The sequence below is a fragment of the Microbacterium sp. 4R-513 genome (assembly GCF_011046485.1).
Lineage (GTDB): Bacteria > Actinomycetota > Actinomycetes > Actinomycetales > Microbacteriaceae > Microbacterium.
In genome coordinates, this window is sequence record NZ_CP049256.1 from 1,589,206 (window position 1) to 1,606,647 (window position 17,442).

Sequence of the window (17,442 nt, forward strand, 5' to 3'; positions counted from 1 at the left end):
TCAGCGGTCGGCCGGGACGACGCCGAGGAGGATGCGGACGATGGGGTCTCCGGTCCACCAGAAGCCGATCCGCATCCCCGGCACGAGGCCCTCGGGCCGCTTCGCCGGGTCGATGACCGTGTACGGCAGCGAGACGATCAGCGCGCTCTGCGGACGCAGCGCCGCCACGACGCAGCGACCCTTGGCCTCCTCGCCGCGGATGACGAGGATGCACTGCTCGTCGCGGAACGCGCCCTTCGCACCCGCGATCCAGAGGTTCCAGCCGTAGTACTGGCCGAGGGGCTTCGCCCACTCCACCGTCCCGCTCGAGGGGAAGACCGGCACCTCGTCGGCGGGCAGCTGCGGGCCCTCGTCGAAGCCCCCGTCGAGTGGCACCTCGATCAGCGTCTTGGCGTCCTGGTCGCGGACGAACGAGTACGCCTCGCGCGTCGTCTCCTCGATGACGCCCGCCTCGCTGGCCGGCGTCGGGACGACGCCGTTGATGCCGCCGATCAACGCGGCGGCGACGGCGGCCGTCAGCGCGATGCCGCTGCCGTCGTGGCGGTGCCAGCTCCAGCGCCGCGAGGCCGGGGCCACGGGGTCGGCCGCCACGTCGGGCGCCGCAGGCGACGGCATCCGCTCGTCCTCGTACGGGAGCGCCGCGATGTGCGTCGAGAAGACCTCGCCGCCGAAGTCCTCGTCGCCGGGGTCGCGCGCTCGATCCTGCGGTGCCCGTTCGCCGGGGCCGGCGGTCGCCCTCGCGGGGGGATGGCGGGCCGCGAAGGCCGCGGCATGCTCGCTCAGCACGAGGCTCTCGAGCGCGACGAGGCGATCCACCGCCGCGGGGTCATCGGCGATGTCGGGGTCGGGGCCGAAGGCCCGCCGCCTCAGCTGCGCGAGCTCGGCCCGAGTCGCGTCATCCATTGCTCCCGCCTCACGAAGACACCAGCGTCTTGCGCAGGAAGACCTGCTCCGTTCCGTCGTCGCCCGGCACCCGCTGCGACTCGGCGTAGCCCTCGCGCTCGTACAGGCGCAGGTTCGCCTCGCTCAGCGATCCGGTGAAGAGCTCGGACTCCGTCGCCCCCGCTTCGCGGCCGCGGCGCTCCACCTCGGCCAGCAGCAGCGTGCCGACGCCCTTCCCCTGCGCATCGGGCGCGATGGAGATGCGGCCCACGAGCAGCAGCTCGCCGACGACGCGGGCCCGGACCGCACCGATCATGCGCGATCCCTCGAGCGCGACGCATCCGAGGTTGTCGTGCAGCTCGTGCTCGAGCTCTTCGAGCGTCTGCGTGAGCGGCGGCATCTCGGGCGAGCCGTAGATGAGGGCCTCCTGCACGAACGCGGCGCGCTGCAACGTGAGGACCTCGCCCGCGTCCTCGATCCGGATGTCGCGCACGGCGACGTCGACCTCGCTCACGCCTCCACGGTATCTCTCGCCAGACGGGTGCGGGCGGTCTTGCGGCGGCTCAGAAGATGAGGAAGAACGACACGACGACAGCGAGCCCGGCGATGCCGGCGAGCACCATCGACTGCCGGATGTTCCGGTACTTCCGCTGCGCCACCGACGACAGCACGAGGAGCTGCTGGTAGGTCCGCTCGGGCGGTTGCAGGCCGCGCTCCGCCAGGGCGTCGGCGACGGCCTGCGGCGACGACATCCCCCGGATCTGGCCCCAGTACGTGATGGTCGCGGGGCTGGGTCCCTTGCTCAGCCGGGGCCAGACCGCCATTGCGGCCGCGAGGACGGATGCCGCGCCCGCCACCGCTGCAGCGATCCAGAGTGCGGCTGCCCACGTGCCGAGCGAGGCGGGGGACCAGTCGCCGCCGAGCATGCCGCTGAGGACGATGCTGAAGGCGATCCCGAGGCTTCCGATGAGGAGGGAGGCCTTCTGGTCGGCACGGTCGATCTCGCTCGAGACCTCGGCCAGCATCTCGGCGGCGAGTGCGGCGGTTCGGTCCTCCGCGGAGTCGTCGTGCGCCGCATCGTGCACCGGATTCGCCGCCGCCTGGTCGTCGATCATCGCACTCCGAACGTCGGCGTGAAGGACGTGCCGTCGGCGGTGCCGGCCCGCCCGTTGCCCTCGGAGCCGCCGCCCTCGTCGGAGCCGCCGCCGCCGTTCGAGCCGCCACCCTCCCCGCCGCGAACCGGCTTCTGCGGACCGAAGATGGGCGGAACGGTCTGCCGCCGCTGCGATGGCGCGACGATGTACTTGATCTCGACGCTCGCGGTGTTGCCGGCCACGTCGGTCGCGCGGCAGGTGAGGCGCTTGGCGCCGGGCTTGGAAGAGTCCACGGCGTCGCACGACTGCGTCGCCACGCCGGAACCCGTGTCGGTGGCGTTCGGCGTCGCGGACCCCGGCGAACCGGCGATGATCGTCGCGGGCTGGAGCTTCGGAGCGAGCGCGGGCGCCTTCGTGTCGATGCGGACGAGGATCTGCGCCGTGGCCGTGCGCCCCAGTGCGTCCTCCATCATCCCCGCCACCAGCATGCCGGTCACGGGCGTGTCGGAAGACACCGTGCGGGGCGCGGGGCAGGTGGTGACGGCGACGCCCGAGGTACACGTGAAGGTGACCGTGACCGGTGTGCGGCTCCAGGTGCCGCCCACGTAGGCACCTGGGGCATTGGTCGCCGTCAGCGTGATCGATGGCGGTTCGGGTGCCGGGATCTCGACCGTGTAGTGGGCGAGCGCCGTGGCCGTGTTGCCTGAGACGTCGGTCGCGCGGCATTCGACGGATCGCTCGCCCTCGGTCTCGGTGGTCGGCGGGTCGCAGGACTGGGATGCGACGCCGGACGAGGCATCCGTCGCATTCGCAGTCGCGATCGCGCTCTCGCCCGGAGCGACCGTCGGCGGAGTCACCGTCGGGTTCAGCGAGGGAGCCGTCGCATCGACGCGGACGAGCACCGACGCCGTGGCGGTGCGGCCGAGGAGGTCGGTCATCGTCCCGGAGACGTCGAGTCCTGCGGCGGGGGTGTCGTCGGACACGACGACCGGTGCGGGGCACGTGACGACCGGCGTGCCCGAGGTGCACTCGAACGTGACGGTGACGGCGGCTTGGCTCCATTCCCCGCCGGTGTACGGGCCGGAGATCGTCGTCGCAGCCGCGGTGATCTGCGGACCGGGCGGCGCCACTACCGCCTGACCGACCAGGACCTCGGCCGACGCGGCGTGCCCCTGGGTCTTTCCGTCGTCGGGGGTGACGGTGACGCGCACGACGTCGCCGGTCTGCGCGATTCCGTCGAGGTCGAGGGTCGACTCCGACCGGTCCGGGATCTGCACGCCGTTGCGCCACCAGGTGAAGACCGCCGACACCGGATCGCCATCGGGATCGGTCGCCCTCGCCGATGCGGTCAGGATGCTCGTGGGCTCTACGGGGTTCGCGTCGGATTGGAGCAGGACCGTGGCAGTGGGCGCCTCGTTGAGCGGCGAGGTCTGCACGCCGAACGAGGCCGACGTGCACGCATCTCCGCGGCAGACCCTGAGGGTGACGGTGAACGAACCGGGCGTCGTCACCGGCTGGTCGATGAGGGCCCGCGCCGTGCCGTCGTCGCCGTACTCGACGGTCGACGAACTGGACGAGACGACATCACCCGCGGCATCCGTCACCTTCGTCGATGCGGTGAGGCGCTCGCCGTCCACGGCATCCGTGATCGGCACGGAGCGCAGCAGCCGCTCGCCGAGGTCGACCGAGGCGTCCGGCCCCGCGTCCCCGAGCGTGGGGGCCACGGCTTGGGCGACATCGAGGTGCCCGCGGGAGGTGTCGGTCGAGACGTTCCCCGAGGAGTCGACGACCTGCAGCATCCAGCGGTACGGCCCCGCGGGTGTCGGCACCCGCCAGTAGGTCTCGGCGACCGTGCCGTCGGGGTTCCGCACCACGACCTTGCTCCCCTCGAGGCGCTGCCAGGCGTCGGAGCCCTGGAGCTGCACGAGGAGCATGACCGAGGCGACGTCGCCGTCCTGGTCGGAGGCGCGCACCTCGATCCCCCCGGGAGGCGTGAGGTCGACGGAGCCGACGACGGGTGGCGTCGTGTCGGTCGACGACTCCGGCCCGTAGGTGACCTCGGCCGTGAAGTCGGTGAAGAGCTCGGTGGAGCCTCTGCCGTCCTGCGTGACCTGGACGATCGCGGGGGTGAGGGCGAGGAGATCGACCGGGCCGGCCGGGGTGTCCTGGTGCGTGATGGTCCCGAAGGCCGACGGGAAGGCCGAGCCTCGAGACGTGGTCTCGTCCTCCGGTACGCCGACCGTCGTCTGACCGAGGGAGGGCGGCCCGGTCTGCTCCTTCGTCGTGAGCGACGTGAGGAGCACGCCGCGGGGAACCAGTCCCGCCTGCGGCTCCAGCACGCGCAGGATGCTCGGCAGGATCCCCTGCGCCGTCGGCACCGCGAGGGCGTTGCCGTCGACCGTGTAGTACGTGCGGCCCTGCTCGTCCTGCTCCGCAGCGAACTTCGGCTGGAACGAGAGCGACGCCGTCGTGATGCCGCCGCTCGTCACCGGGGTGAGGTCGGGCGTCGGCGGAAGGGGCATCTCGGTCTTGGCCGGGTCGTCCACGGTGTACATCGGGAGGCCGTAGTAGACGGCTTCCATGAGCGCCTTCTCGTCGTAACCCGAGTACAGCCCGAGACCGCCGAGATAGGACTGCTTCGCGTAGGTGAGGGCGCCGCCGGACGAGACCTGATCACCCTGCACCGAGACGCCGATCCAGTCGGCGTAGAGACCGAGGAGGCGCTCGCCGAGAGCGGTCGTCACGTTGTTGGCGAGGCCGTACCCCGTGTTGCCCACGTAGCCGCCGGCCTGGGAGAAGACGTCGACCCAGTCCGTCACGTCGCCGTAGTAGGAGGTCGGCAGGTTGTTCCCGGCATGGCAGCCGATGCCGAAGATCAGCGAGCCGGCGAGTGCCGAGGCATCCTCGTGTCCCTGCGCGAGGAAGAGGTCGTTCGCGCCGAACGCGCCCGTCTCCGCGCCGGGAACCCCGGGGAGCATCTGCGTCTCGTTCGCATGCGTATTGACCGACACGACCTTGGGCGCATCGCCGTCGGCCGGGAAGAGGCGGTTCTGCAGGTCCGCCGCATACCAGGGGTCGGGGAGCTGCTGGTTGACGGCGGAGCGCCAGGCGAGCGAACCGGTCACCTGCGCGGGGAGCTCGCTCCAGGCGCCGTAGCCGCCCGTGAGCGTCGAGTCGGCGGTGAGGCGCCCGTCCGCGTCGAGGAAGCGCTGGATCGTCGCCTCGATCTGCTCGGGCTTCTCGACCAGCCGGCCGAGAGCGACCGTCGGGACGTAGAGGTGTCCGCCGAGCGACTCGTAGGCCTTCGCGAGGCCGTAGGGGTCATCCGTGAGGATGTACGCCGCGCGTGCGGCAGCCGACAGCGGAGTCTCGCAGGGGTCCACGCCCACAGCGGCGGGACAGGGGTCGCCGTTGGGCAGCGTCGGGAGCCGGAGGTCGTCGGCGTGGCTCTCCTCGGTGAACTGCGAGGTGTGCTGAGCGACGGGAGCGAGCGGGATGATGTCGTCGCCGCCCACGATGACGACGGAACGGATCTGCGACCGGTTCCCGCCCAGCTCCTGCCCGACGAACGCGTTGATCGCCGAAGAGAGCGCCTCGCGGGCCTTCATCGAGCACGGGTTCGCGTCGACGGATGCTCGAGCCGCCTGCACGGCGGGGCTCGAGTCGATCGCGAGCACGGCGCCGTCGACCGCTCCGTCGCCCACGTGGCCGTCGCCCGTGAGCGAGACGAGGGCATCGCGCACGTCGCGGGCGGATGCCGCACCGTACGTGTCGCCGTAGCGCTTCTCGTCGAAGAGGTAGATGGTGTTCGTCGTCGGGGTCACGGGGTCGCTCACGCCCTCGACGCCCGGGTCTGCGGTCTGACGCGGCGTCCACGCCGTGCACTGCGCCTCGGCCGGCTCGTCGAGGTACTGCACGCGGAGCGAGTAGAGCGAGGCGCTGGGCAGGCGGTTGCCGCTCGTGACCCGCACGAGCAGCTGGTCGCCGGGTGCGGCATCCGTCGACGCCGCCTCGATCTGGGCGGTCCCATCGCCCCCCACGACCGTCTGGTCGATGAGCGTCTGGCCGCTGAGCGGGACGCCCGCGTCCGCGCCGGCCTGCGCGGGCTGGTCGGTGGCGCCCGTCTGCTCCGTCACCGCGGTACCGGGCACCGGACCGGCGTCGGCGACGCCCAGCCCGCTCTCGTTTCTCTTCGGCGCGTAGAGCGACAGCGAGATCTGGCCGTCCGTTGCATTCGTCGACACGACGAGGCGCTTGCCCGCAGGGGGAGGGTTGACGAGGTAGTAGTCCTCGTCCTGTGCGGGCCCCTGGATCTTGTCGCCGGTGTTGTCGTCGAGGTCGCGCCACGCCGGCGAGATCCACTCGTAGGAGATCTGGTCCTCGACGAGCGGCGCGGGATTGCCTACCCATTGACCGTCGACGAGATTGCGGTCGGGGTCGTCGAACGAGTCGAGCGGAGCGCCGCCGTACAGGTCCGCCGAAGCCGAGAGGCTGCCGCTCGTGAGCTCGCCGGAGGCGTGCGAGTCACCCGGCTGGGTCGTGGCGGTGAAGTACGACTTGACCGCGACGACGGTCCCGCCGGCGGTGTCGGGCAGCGGAAGTCGCATCTGCTCCGCATCGATCTGCTTCGGCCCGGTGTAGGGCTGGAACATCGCCGTCGACCCGTCGGGGCCCGAGCCCCAGACGTAGGTCGTGAACGGCGATGTGCCGACGGGGCTCGAGAAGGTCGCCGTCGGCGCGCGGAAGGTCGTCGGCTCGCCCGGCCCCGGGTCGAACGTGTATTTGAAGGCGGCGATCTGGCCGCAGCGCAGTTTGTCGTCGCATCCTCGCGGATCGGTCGACGCCTCGACGAGGTTGGGGTCGATCGATGCCGGCGCGATCTGCTCCCAGGGGTAGCTGTCTCGGTCGAGCATCGACATCAGCAGGTCGCCGAAGGTCACGGACTCCGGCGCGCCGGCCGCGAGATCGGCGACCGTCGCATCCGGGAGGAAGGCCTGCGAGAAGCCGGCGAGCGCTCCGGTGACGTTCGGATCGCCGAAGAGCGCGAGGCGCGCGGTCTCATCGAGCGTCGATACGTCGAGGTCGCCGAGAGGGGTCCCGGCGAGGAAGAGGTCGGACGGATCGATGAACCTCATGAGGCTGCTGCCGACGGGAAGGCTGCGGAGCGCGACGGCGTCGATCCTCGACCGCTCGATGTTCAGTCCGGCGAGGTCGAGGTCCGCGAGGTACCACGCGGCGTCGACCTGGAAGCCGAGCCCTTGCGCGTCGACGAGGCTCTGCCACGTGGTGCCGCCGGGCAGCGCGATGTCGCCGACGGGTGCTTCGCCCATCACGTACGACGCGAGCGTCAGCGAGTCGAGCGCGCTGCCGTCGACGTCCAGGTCGCCGAGGGTGAGGCTCTGGATCCGCTCCGCAGCGGCGCGCTCGACATCCGTCGCCGTCGAGCCCGGCGCGAGCGCGGCCTCGGCCCACGCGAGCACCTCGTTGAGAGTGACGCTCTGGATCAGTTCGCCAGCGAACGGGGTGCCCTCCAGCACCTGCGCCCAGCCGCCGGGGAAGTCGAGGTTGTGGATCGGCAGGTTGTGGATCGGGAGGTTGTGGATGGGCAGGTTGTGGATGGGCAGGTTGTGGATCGGGAGGTTGTGGATAGGCAGGTTGTGGATCGGGAGGTTGTGGATCGGCAGATTGTGGATCGGGGCGTTCGCGATCGCCGACGCGTACCCGCGCAGTGACGTGAGCGGGATGGTGGGGATGTCGACCCTCGTCATGAAGCCCGGTGTCGCGAGCTGCCCCTGCGTGCTCGACACCGCGAGGCCGGCGTGGCGGTGCGTATCGATGGCGTACACGGTGGAGGCGGCGGGCGTCGGGGCTGCGAAGGCCACGGTGCGGGCGGATGCCGAGACGGATGCCTCGGACCCGACCGCGAGGTCGGTCCAGTCGGGGATGAGCCCCGTGCAGTCGATCGTCAGGCTGGAGTCGTTCCAGCCGATCTCCTGAATGCGGATCACGGGCGCGTCGAGGGTCGCGTCGGCCGAACCCGGGTCGAACTTCGGAATCGTCGTGGTCCACGTGACCCGGCTGCCGTCGCCCGAGATGACGGGATCGGCGATAGAGCCGACGTTCCGATTGGTCTCGGTCGTTCCGGCGGCCGCGTAATAGAAGTTGGCATCGGACGTCGCGGCGACGATGGCGGGCAAGCCGCCGCAGTCGTCCTCGTCGATGTAGGCGAAGGTGTCTCCGACCGCGTCGATCGTCGGGCTGTGGGCGTTGCTGCCGACCAGGCTGGCCGCGAGCCCGATGCTGGGAGTGGCGCCGTAGTAGACGTAGTCGCCGGGCGTCCCCGGAGGGGTGACCGAGTCCCGGTGCGCCGTGAAGACGACGGATGCCCCGTTCCCGCTGATCCGGGCCTGCTCGGTGCCGCCCGCCATCGCGGTCTGGTCGAGGAAGCGGGTGAGCGTGACATCCCCGTAGATCCCGTCTCCGTTCGAGTCGAGGTCGGCGGCGAACGCGTCCCGGGCGCCGTTGGTGTCGCCGGGCGTGAGGTTCGTCGCCTCGGAGGTGAACACGAGATGCCGGCCGCTGTCGTCGAGGTCGGGGTCGTAGGAGGGACCGTCCGGCGCCGCAGCGCCCTGCACCCGGAACGTCTTGCCGAGGAGCGTGTCGCGCACGTAGATGCTGGTGAGCCCCGCCGTGCCGCCCTCCGCGACGAGGTTCGTCGCGGCGCTCCGGAAGGCGACGTAGCGCCCGTCGGCGCTGGCGACGGGCTGCGAGCTCGGACCGTCCGCCTCTGCGGCGGCGAGCGCGTCGTCGGGGACGCTGACGCGGGCAGCCGCTCCCGAGAACGGGTCGTCGCTGCCCGGTGCCGCCACCGAGACGAAGACGTCGGAGTCGCCGTTGGTGTCACCGCCGACGAGATCGCTCGCCGTCGAGGTGAAGAAGACCCGCTGGCCGTCGGGCGTCAGGAAGGGCTCGGTCGAGGACCCGGTGTCGGTCTGGGAGACGCGGAAGGTCTCGGGCGTGGGCGCCGCGGCCGATGCGGCGGGCGCCGTCGGCGCGGCGACGACGGCCAGGCCGGACACCAGTAGGGCGCCGACCACCGCGGAGGCGTGGACACGCATCCGGCCGTGGCGAAGAAGGGCGAAGATCATCGGGCATGCTCCGCTTGCGTAGGTGTCGATGGCCCGCCGAGGATCGCGGCGGTGTTGACGACGCCGAGGCCCGCGAACAGCCGCTCCGCTTCGCTGCGGACGGATGCCTCGGGCCTGAGGCGGCCGAGCTGTGCGAGCGAGAGCGCCCGCTCGAGGGGCGTTGCAGAGGTGTCGTCGACGGCCTCGAGGGTCAGCGCGAGGGCGCCGGCGTCGTCGCCGTCCAGTGCGGCGAGCCGCGCGCGCTGGCGCAGCAGCCGGGGCCCCCGGGCTTCGGACAGCGCCGCCGCCATCTCGCGAGCGCTCGCGCCGTCGCCGGCGTCGAGCGTCGCCTCGAGGAGGCGGACACGCGAATCGAGGGTCTCGTCCGTCTCTCCGAGCGAACCGAAGCCCTGAGCGGCGGCGCGGAACGCGCTGATAGCCCCGTCGGTGTCGCCCGCCTGCTGCGCGATGCGGCCCGAGAAGCTCTTCATGAACGAGATGAGGTAGGGATTGTCCGTTGCCTCGAACACGCGCAGAGCCTCGGCCACGAGGGGTCGCGCCTCGTCGATCCGGCCCTGGTCGATGAGGATCTCGGAGGCATTGGCCGACTCGAGAGCCGAGCCGACGACGTCGCCCGCCGCCTCGTGCGCGGCGCGGGCCTGCTCGTAGAGGGCGGCCGCCGTCGTCCAGTCGCCCCGGTAGTAGGCGCGCACGCCGAGGAGGCTCAGCACCTTGCCCTTCGACAGCTCGTCGTTCGTCTCGTCGTAGAGCTCGAGCGCGCGCGAGAGGTGGATCATCCCGGCATCGCCCTCGAGCTCGCTGGCCGCGATGTCGTGGTACCGCAGCGCATCAGCCAGCACGCGCTTGGCGGTGTCGTCGTGCACATTGCCGTCGAGGAGGCCGATCGCCTCGTTCGCGAGCCCGCGCGCGTCGGCCCAGCGCGATTGCCGAAGGCGCAGCCCGGCCTCGGTGACCGCGATGGCGGCGAGTACGCGGTGGCCCGCCGCGCCCGCGCCGGTGAGCGCGCGCCGAGCGGTGCGGAGGGTGCGTACCGCCTCGTCCTGGCGCCCGAGGATATTGAGGGCATAGGCGCGCTCCCGGTCGACGCGTGCGCGTCCGATCGCGTCGATGAGCAGCTTCCGGGCGGCCGAGAACGCCTCGAGCCCCTCCTTCGCCCAGCCTCCGGCCACCGAGACGCGGCCGAGCGCCTCGAGCAGCGTGGGAAGGTCTTCCTCGCCGGCCGAGCGCCGGGCGGCCTCCACCGCGAGCCGGTAGTTGCGAACGGCCTCTTCCAGGGCGAACGCCTCCTCCGCGGCCTTGGCCGCCGCGATCGCCGCCCGATGCGCCGCCTCCCAGTCGCCTGCCGCCTCGTAGTGGGTGGCGAGCATGACGTTGCGCGACGAGCCCCCCAGCGCCGGGTCGGCTTCAAGGGCCGCGGCGGCGGCCCGGTGCAGTTCGCGACGGCTCTGGAAGGTGAGCTGGTCGTACGCGACGTCGCGGAACAGCTCGCTGCGGAACGAGACGCCGTCGCCGCCGACCTCGAGGAACGAGCCCAGTCCGCCGGTGATCAGGGGCATGCCCACGCATTTCACATAGAGGCCGAGCGGTATGCGGATGCCGAGCACAGCCGCGCGGCGGAGCGTCGTGCGCTCGCTCTCGGTGAGAGCATCGATGCGCTCGCCGATCAGCTGCTCGATCCCGAGGGCGTCATCGCCGGACGCGACGCTCGTCGCGAGCTCGATGGCATACAGGGGATTGCCCTCCGCGCGGGCGATGAGCGGCCGCGCATCGGCGGGCAGGAGCCTGCGCCCCGCGACGGCCTCGATGATCTCCCGGATGTGCTCGCCCTCGAGGCCTCCGAGCACGAGGTCTTCGCCGAGGGGCTCGACGCCGCTCTCGCCGGGCCGGCGGACGATCAGCACGGCGTGACGGGTGTCGCGTTCGATGAGCGCCGTCAGGACGGCGGCTGATGCAGGGTCGACCCACTGCGCGTCGTCGAGGACGAGGCATCCCGGTCCCGACGTCAGCGCCGCGAGGAACTGCGACACGACCTGCGCGGTGCGCTCCGCTCGGAACGAGTCATCGAGCGACTCGGACTCGTCCGTCCGCGCGGCCTGCGCGGCGACGGCGGGTGCGATGAGGGGCAGCCACGGTGTGAGGTGCGGGAAGTGGTCGGCCACGACCTGTGCGAGGCGCTCGCCGGCCTCGGCCGGACGCGCCGCAGGCCGGATCCGCAGGAGCGGGCGCAGCAGCGTCTGCAGAGCGCGGTACGGCGTGCTGGCGCCATATCGGTCGCCGTACGCCCGGAGAACCGGGAGCGGCGTCTCCTCGAGGGCGTACTCGAGCAGGCGCGTCTTGCCGATGCCGGCCGGCCCCGTGATCGTGAGCACGGAGCCGACCTCGGCCGAGGCATCCGTCAGCATCGTCCGCAGCCGCTCGAGGTGTTCGTGGCGCCCGACGAACGGGGTCTGCTGCTCCGCGAGGGTCGTCGCGCCGCCGTGACCCGTGACGACCGCGACCGGGATCTGCTGCGTCTTGCCCTTGACCGCGATCGTGCCGCCGTCCTCGGCGTCGAAAGGGCGTCCCGTTCGCTCGAGTGCGGAGCGCGCGACCAGCACGGTGCCGGAGTCGGCGCGGGAGGCCAGGCGCGCCGCCAGGTTGGTGGGGTCGCCCATCACCGTGTACGTCTGCCGGTAGGTCGCGCCGACGAAGCCCGCGAAGACGCGGCCCGACGTCACGCCCGCTCGCAGGGCGTAGCCGGCCGACGAGTCGTGGACGATGCGCAGCGCGGCGCTCACGAGCCGGCCCTCGGGGTCTTCGGCGGTGGTCGGCGCACCCGCCGTCAGGAAGTAGCGGTAGCCGCCGACGGCGGGGTCGACATCCAGCAGCGTCACACCGGTCTGCTCCGCGACCTCCTCGACGAACCGCGTGAGGCGGTCCATCTGCGCGAGGTCGTCGGTGCCGGGCCCATCCGGCACGCCCGAGACCTGCACGAACGCGATCGCCGCCCACCGGTGGTCGGGCTCGGCGCCGAGCAGATCGGGACGCCGCGCGAACGCCCGGGGCAGGAACCGCTCGGCCGCCTCGGTGCGCCCGGCGCTCAGGGCCATGAGAGAGGTCGACACGACCGATCCCGCTTTGAGCAGTCGCCGGGCGCCGTCGGCCGACTCGTCCTTGCCGACCTGCGTCGCCGGCAGGAGCGCTGCCGTCTCGTCGCTCACGAGGATCCGGCCCGCTTCCGCAGCCGACTGCAGCTCGATGACCCGCGATGTGTCGGCCCCGGTCAGGATGACGGAGACGTTGTCGCCGCCCGTCACGAAGAAGTCGAAGCTCCCGGAGTGCACGCCCACCGACATCCGCAGCCTGGCGTGCGCGGCGGGAAGGTGGATGTCGCCGATGGCCGTGAGGACACGGTTCATGTTCCAGGCGGCGTGCGCCGCGTGGCGGGCGTGGTCGGGGCCGGAGAAGAGCACGAACAGCGCGTCGCCCGCGAACTTCACGACGTCGCCGCCGTCGTCGGTGGCGGGCAGCAGCACGGTGAAGATGCGCGAGAGCGTCGCGATGAGCTGCTCGGTGCCTTCACGGCCCGCGGCGGCGAGCTGCTCCGACAGTGTCGTGAAGCCGGAGATGTCGACGACCACAGCGGTGCCCTCGACCCGGACCATTCCGTCCGTGTCGTCGGCGAGCCCGTGGAAGAGGCGCGGGCTCAGCGCCGATGCTGCGACGTGCGCGTTCAGCGAAAGACCCCTCCTTCGGGGGCGCCAGCACCCGGCCGTGCGGGGGGATGCCGGAACGCGGCGCCTGATGGTGAGAAGAATCTCACGGATCGGGAGGCGGCGCCACGGCGGGTTCTGCCGGGTTATCACGGCGTTCGTCGTATGGTCCGCGTCGCCAGGCTTCATGCAGATCGGTCGCCTACCCTGGAGGCATGACTTCCACGCGTCCTCCTGCCCGTCCGACGCGTGCCGAGACGCCCGCATCGACCGCCGGTCCCGTCCTGCAGGTGCGGCCCAAGACCGAGGGATGGACGCAGAAGAAGGATGCCGAGGGCCGGCCGCTCCTGCAGTTCGCGTCGCCCAAGCGCGGCAAGCCGCCGGTGCACCTCGCCGACCTCACGCCCGATGAGCGGATCGAGAAGGTGAAAGAGCTCGGGATGCCGGGCTTCCGCGCGAAGCAGCTTGAGAAGCACTACTTCGAGCACTACACGCACGACCCGGCGCTCATGACGGATCTGCCCGCAGCCGGCCGCGAGGAGCTCGTGCACGGGATGCTGCCGCCGCTGCTGACCGAGGTGCGCCGCCTCCAGACCGACAAGGGCGACACGATCAAGTTCCTGTGGAAGCTGCACGACGGTGCCCTCGTCGAGTCCGTCCTCATGCGCTACCCCGGCCGAATCACCCTCTGCGTCTCGTCCCAGGCGGGGTGCGGCATGAACTGCCCCTTCTGCGCGACCGGCCAGGCGGGCCTCACGCGCAACATGTCGGCCGCCGAGATCATCGAGCAGGTCGTGCGGGCGAATCGCCTCATCCGTGAGGGCGGACTCGGTCCCGCCGAGCACCCCGACGAGCGGGTCACCAACATCGTCTTCATGGGCATGGGGGAGCCGCTCGCCAATTACGCGCGCCTCATGCAGGCCGTGCGGGTCATGACCGACAACAAGCACGGCCTCGGGATGAGCGCCCGCGGCGTCACGGTGTCGACGGTGGGTCTCGTGCCCGCGATCCACAAGCTCGCGAACGAAGACATCCCCGTGACCTTCGCACTGTCGCTGCACGCGCCCGACGACGAGCTGCGCGACGAGCTCATCCCGGTGAACTCGCGCTGGAAGGTCGACGAGGCGCTCGACGCCGCGCGCGGCTACTTCGAGCGCACGGGTCGCCGCGTCTCGATCGAGTACGCGCTCATCAAGGACATGAACGACCACCCGTGGCGCGCCGACCTCCTCGCCGAGAAGCTCAACGCCCGCGGTCGTGGCTGGGTGCACGTGAACCCGATCCCGCTCAACCCGACGCCCGGGTCGATCTGGACGTCGTCGACGAAGTCCGCGCAGAACGAGTTCGTCCGCCGCCTCAACGACGCCGGCATCCCGACGACCCTGCGCGACACGCGGGGCAAGGAGATCGACGGGGCCTGCGGCCAGCTCGTGGCGACCGAGGACGACCAGCGCGTCGCGGCCGACACTCCCCTCGAGGACTGACCCCCGGTCCGACCTCGGTCGTTGAGCGAGCGGAGCGAGACGAAACGCTTCGGCTCCCCGGCGAACCCATCGCCCGGACTCACCTGGCGCACAGGTTGCCTTTCCTAGGCTGTCCGGATGTCTTTCTCCGCTCACCGGCCGGGCCGGTTCGGCTCCGGCGGCCGCATCGAGTTCGAGGTCGACGGCGAACAGCCCGACGAGCTCTACCTCGACGACGTCCGCGCCCAGCAGGCCGCCGGCGAGCCGCGCGACGAGGATCTCGGCCCTGACGGCCCCGAGGACCCGTACCCCGACACCCTCGATCTCCTCGACGACGCGCTCGCGATGAACCCCACGCGGCCCGTCTCGACGCCTGCCGCGGAGGGGACGGATGCCGCACACCCGACGATCGGCGAATGGGGAGCCGTCGACGAGCCGACCGAGGACGCCCGACCGGTCGAGGAGCCGCCGGCCGCGGCATCCACTCGTCCCGTTCGCGCGAAGCGGACGAAGCGCACCCGGGAGCGCGGCTCGGGCTGGCGGCGGCTCGCGGTCCTCGGCGGGGCCGATGCCTCGGTCCTCGACCAGGTGCCGACCGAGACGCCGCGCTTCGTGCAGATGTTCTTCGTGATCGCCGGCACGGCGCTCATCTCTGCCATCTCGATGTACTTCGCGCTCACGACCGGCGTCCGGATCGTCGCGTGGGGCGCCCTCCCGCTCGCGATCGTCTGGGCGCTCATCATCTTCAACCTCGACCGCTTCCTCACCTCGACCATGCGGTCTACTCACAGCGTCGGCAGGCTCATCGGGCTGGCGATCCCGCGTGTGCTCATGGCGGCGGTCATCGGAATCGTCGTGGCCGAGCCTCTCGTTCTGCAGATCTTCCACAACGACATCGCTCGCGAAGTCACGGCGACCAATCTCGTCCAGGCTCAGTCCGACCAGGACGCCGTGGCAGACGGCCCCGAGAAGCAGGCTCTGGATGCCGCGAGCGAACGAGTCGCGGCCCTCGAGAGCCAGGCGGCCAGCGGTGTCGTCGCCGGTGCCGACACGACGTCCGCGTCGGCGGCTTCGGCACAGCAGACGGTCGACGACCTCACCGCGAAGCTCGCCGCGCAGCAGCAGGTGATCGACCAGGCTCGCGCGATGTACCAGTGCGAGCTGACGGGTCAGGGATCCGGCGAGGTCGCCGGCTGCAGCGGCGTCGCCGGCGAGGGCGCGAGCTCGACGGCCGCGAAGGACCAGCTCACGCAGGCGCAGGCGTCGTACGACGACATCGCCTCTCAGCTCGCCGCCGCACAGGCGGATCTCGCGGCAGCACAGGCGGCCGGCACGTCGGATGTCGCAGCCTCCGAGTCCCAGAACAAGCAGCAGGCGAAGGACGAGCTGCCCGCGGCACGGCAGCAGTACGAGGCGGCGCTCGCCGCGTACGACGCCCGAGCGGCAGAGGTCGCCGGCGGGAACGCGGGGGCGGTGGGGCTCCTCAGCCAGATCAGCGGACTCGAGCGGCTCTCCGCCCGCGAGCCGACGCTCGCCTGGGCGCACTGGCTCATCGCCGGTCTCTTCTTCATGATCGAGCTGCTGCCCGTGCTCGTGAAGGTGCTCACGAGCTATGGCGAGCCATCGCTCTACGAGCAGGCCGACGCCCTGCGCCGCCAGGTCGCGCTCGACCGCGTGACGGCCCGCAGCTGGCGCGAGCGCGCCGACATCGCCCAGAACGCCGACGCCTGACCTCGTCGCTCCCGTGCCGATCTTCGGTCGTTGAGCGGGGCGGCGAAGCCGCGGAGACGAAACGCGCCGTGCTCGTTCCCGGTCGACGGGCGGGCGCTTGCGCGTGTACGCCGATCCCATCCCCGGCGAATGCTGTTCCATTCGGCGGCGCAGGTCGACAGTGCTGCCGACGTACAGCGTGCCATCCGAGCATTTGAGCATGTACACGTGGGCTATCACGGCAGGCTAGGCCGCGGCATCCGTCTCTTCTCGGTCTTCCACAGCCGGGGCCGTTGTTGAGGAGAGCACGCCGGGGCGAATTTCGCCTTCTCGCGCCCTTCGGCGTCTCGCAGAGGAGATGCTTGGAGAGCCCCGGTGCGGTCGCGCCGGACGAACGAAACGAGAGAATCTAGGAATGGTTGAGTATCGCTACCTCGGCAACAGCGGCTTCAAGGTCTCGGAGATCACCTACGGCAACTGGGTGACGCACGGCTCGCAGGTCGACGACAGCGCGGCGATCGCGACGGTCCACGCGGCGCTCGACGCGGGCATCACGACGTTCGACACCGCCGACACCTACGCGAACACGGCCGCCGAGGTCGTGCTCGGCAAGGCGATCGAAGGCCAGCGCCGCGAGTCGCTCGAGATCCTCACGAAGGTCTACTGGCCGATCGGCCCGAAGGGACCAAACGACCAGGGTCTCTCGCGCAAGCACATCTTCGACGGCATCCACGGGTCGCTGAACCGTCTCGGCGTCGACTACGTCGACCTGTACCAGGCGCACCGGTACGACTACGAGACGCCGCTCGAAGAGACGATGCAGGCGTTCGCCGACGTCGTCCGCCAGGGCAAGGCCCTCTACATCGGCGTCTCGGAGTGGACGGCCGAGCAGCTGCGCGAGGGCGCGGCACTCGCGAAGGAGCTCAAGTTCCAGCTCGTCTCGAACCAGCCGCAGTACTCGGCGCTGTGGCGGGTCATCGAGGACAAGGTCATCCCCACGTCCGAAGAGCTCGGCATCTCGCAGATCGTCTGGTCGCCGATGGCCCAGGGCGTCCTGTCGGGCAAGTACCTCCCCGGTCAGCCCGTGCCCGAGGGCTCGCGCGCGACGGACGAGAAGAGCGGTGCGCAGTTCATCTCACGACTCCTCCGCGACGACGTGCTCGAGGCCGTTCAGAAGCTCAAGCCCATCGCGTCCGATGCGGGCCTCACGATGCCGCAGCTCGCGATCGCGTGGGTGCTGCAGAACCCCAACGTCTCGGCTGCGCTGGTCGGGGCATCCCGTCCGGAGCAGATCGCCGACAACGTCAAGGCCTCGGGCGTGAAGCTCGACGCCGACACGATGGCCGCGATCGACGACGCCCTCGGCGGCGTCGCGGAGACGGACCCCGAGAAGACCTACGAGGTGTCGCCCCAGGGCCGTCCGGCCTGATCCGCTGATCCGCGCACCCCAACG

Annotated in this window: 8 protein-coding genes and 1 pseudogene; 3 read left to right on the forward strand and 6 right to left on the reverse strand. The window is 71.2% G+C overall.

The features are described 5' to 3' along the window. From G5T42_RS06960 to G5T42_RS06980, 5 genes are read right to left on the reverse strand one after another with little or no spacing between them, the layout of a single operon-like run. Positions 1-903, reverse strand: a complete 903-nt coding sequence (locus tag G5T42_RS06960; RefSeq protein ID WP_165127132.1) for a hypothetical protein — start codon at positions 901-903, stop codon at positions 1-3. Between the two features lie 10 nt (positions 904-913). Then, entirely contained in the window at positions 914-1,396 is a 483-nt protein-coding gene (locus G5T42_RS06965) for a GNAT family N-acetyltransferase (RefSeq protein ID WP_206535724.1), read from the reverse strand. A gap of 49 nt (positions 1,397-1,445) precedes the next feature. Then, entirely contained in the window at positions 1,446-1,997 is a 552-nt protein-coding gene (locus G5T42_RS06970) for a Pycsar system effector family protein (RefSeq protein WP_165127134.1), read from the reverse strand. Further along, positions 1,994-9,124 carry a PD40 domain-containing protein gene (locus G5T42_RS06975; protein ID WP_165127136.1) on the reverse strand — a complete coding sequence of 2,377 codons (7,131 nt, stop codon included), beginning with the start codon at positions 9,122-9,124 and terminating at the stop codon, positions 1,994-1,996. Before G5T42_RS06975 ends, G5T42_RS06970 begins: the two co-directional genes overlap by 4 nt. Further along, a complete protein-coding gene (locus tag G5T42_RS06980) occupies positions 9,121-13,005 on the reverse strand; it encodes an adenylate/guanylate cyclase domain-containing protein (protein WP_165127138.1) in 3,885 nt (1,294 codons plus the stop codon). Before G5T42_RS06980 ends, G5T42_RS06975 begins: the two co-directional genes overlap by 4 nt. A gap of 26 nt (positions 13,006-13,031) precedes the next feature. Here G5T42_RS06980 and rlmN point away from each other — a divergent pair, with 26 nt between their 5' ends. Both rlmN and G5T42_RS06990 read left to right on the forward strand, forming a co-directional pair. Further along, the gene (gene rlmN / locus G5T42_RS06985; protein WP_165127140.1) at positions 13,032-14,300 is read left to right on the forward strand and encodes a 23S rRNA (adenine(2503)-C(2))-methyltransferase RlmN; all 1,269 of its coding nucleotides are present in this window, start codon (positions 13,032-13,034) and stop codon (positions 14,298-14,300) included. Between the two features lie 117 nt (positions 14,301-14,417). Beyond that, entirely contained in the window at positions 14,418-16,010 is a 1,593-nt protein-coding gene (locus G5T42_RS06990; protein ID WP_165127142.1) for a DUF4407 domain-containing protein, read from the forward strand. Positions 16,011-16,115: 105 nt separating this feature from the next. Here the strand turns inward: G5T42_RS06990 and G5T42_RS17880 are convergent. Continuing rightward, positions 16,116-16,211, reverse strand: a pseudogene (locus G5T42_RS17880) (GIY-YIG nuclease family protein); the annotation flags it as partial. Positions 16,212-16,404: 193 nt separating this feature from the next. Between G5T42_RS17880 and G5T42_RS07000 the strand changes: the two are divergent. Beyond that, a complete protein-coding gene (locus G5T42_RS07000) occupies positions 16,405-17,418 on the forward strand; it encodes an aldo/keto reductase family protein (protein ID WP_165127144.1) in 1,014 nt (337 codons plus the stop codon). Positions 17,419-17,442 lie beyond the last annotated feature (24 nt).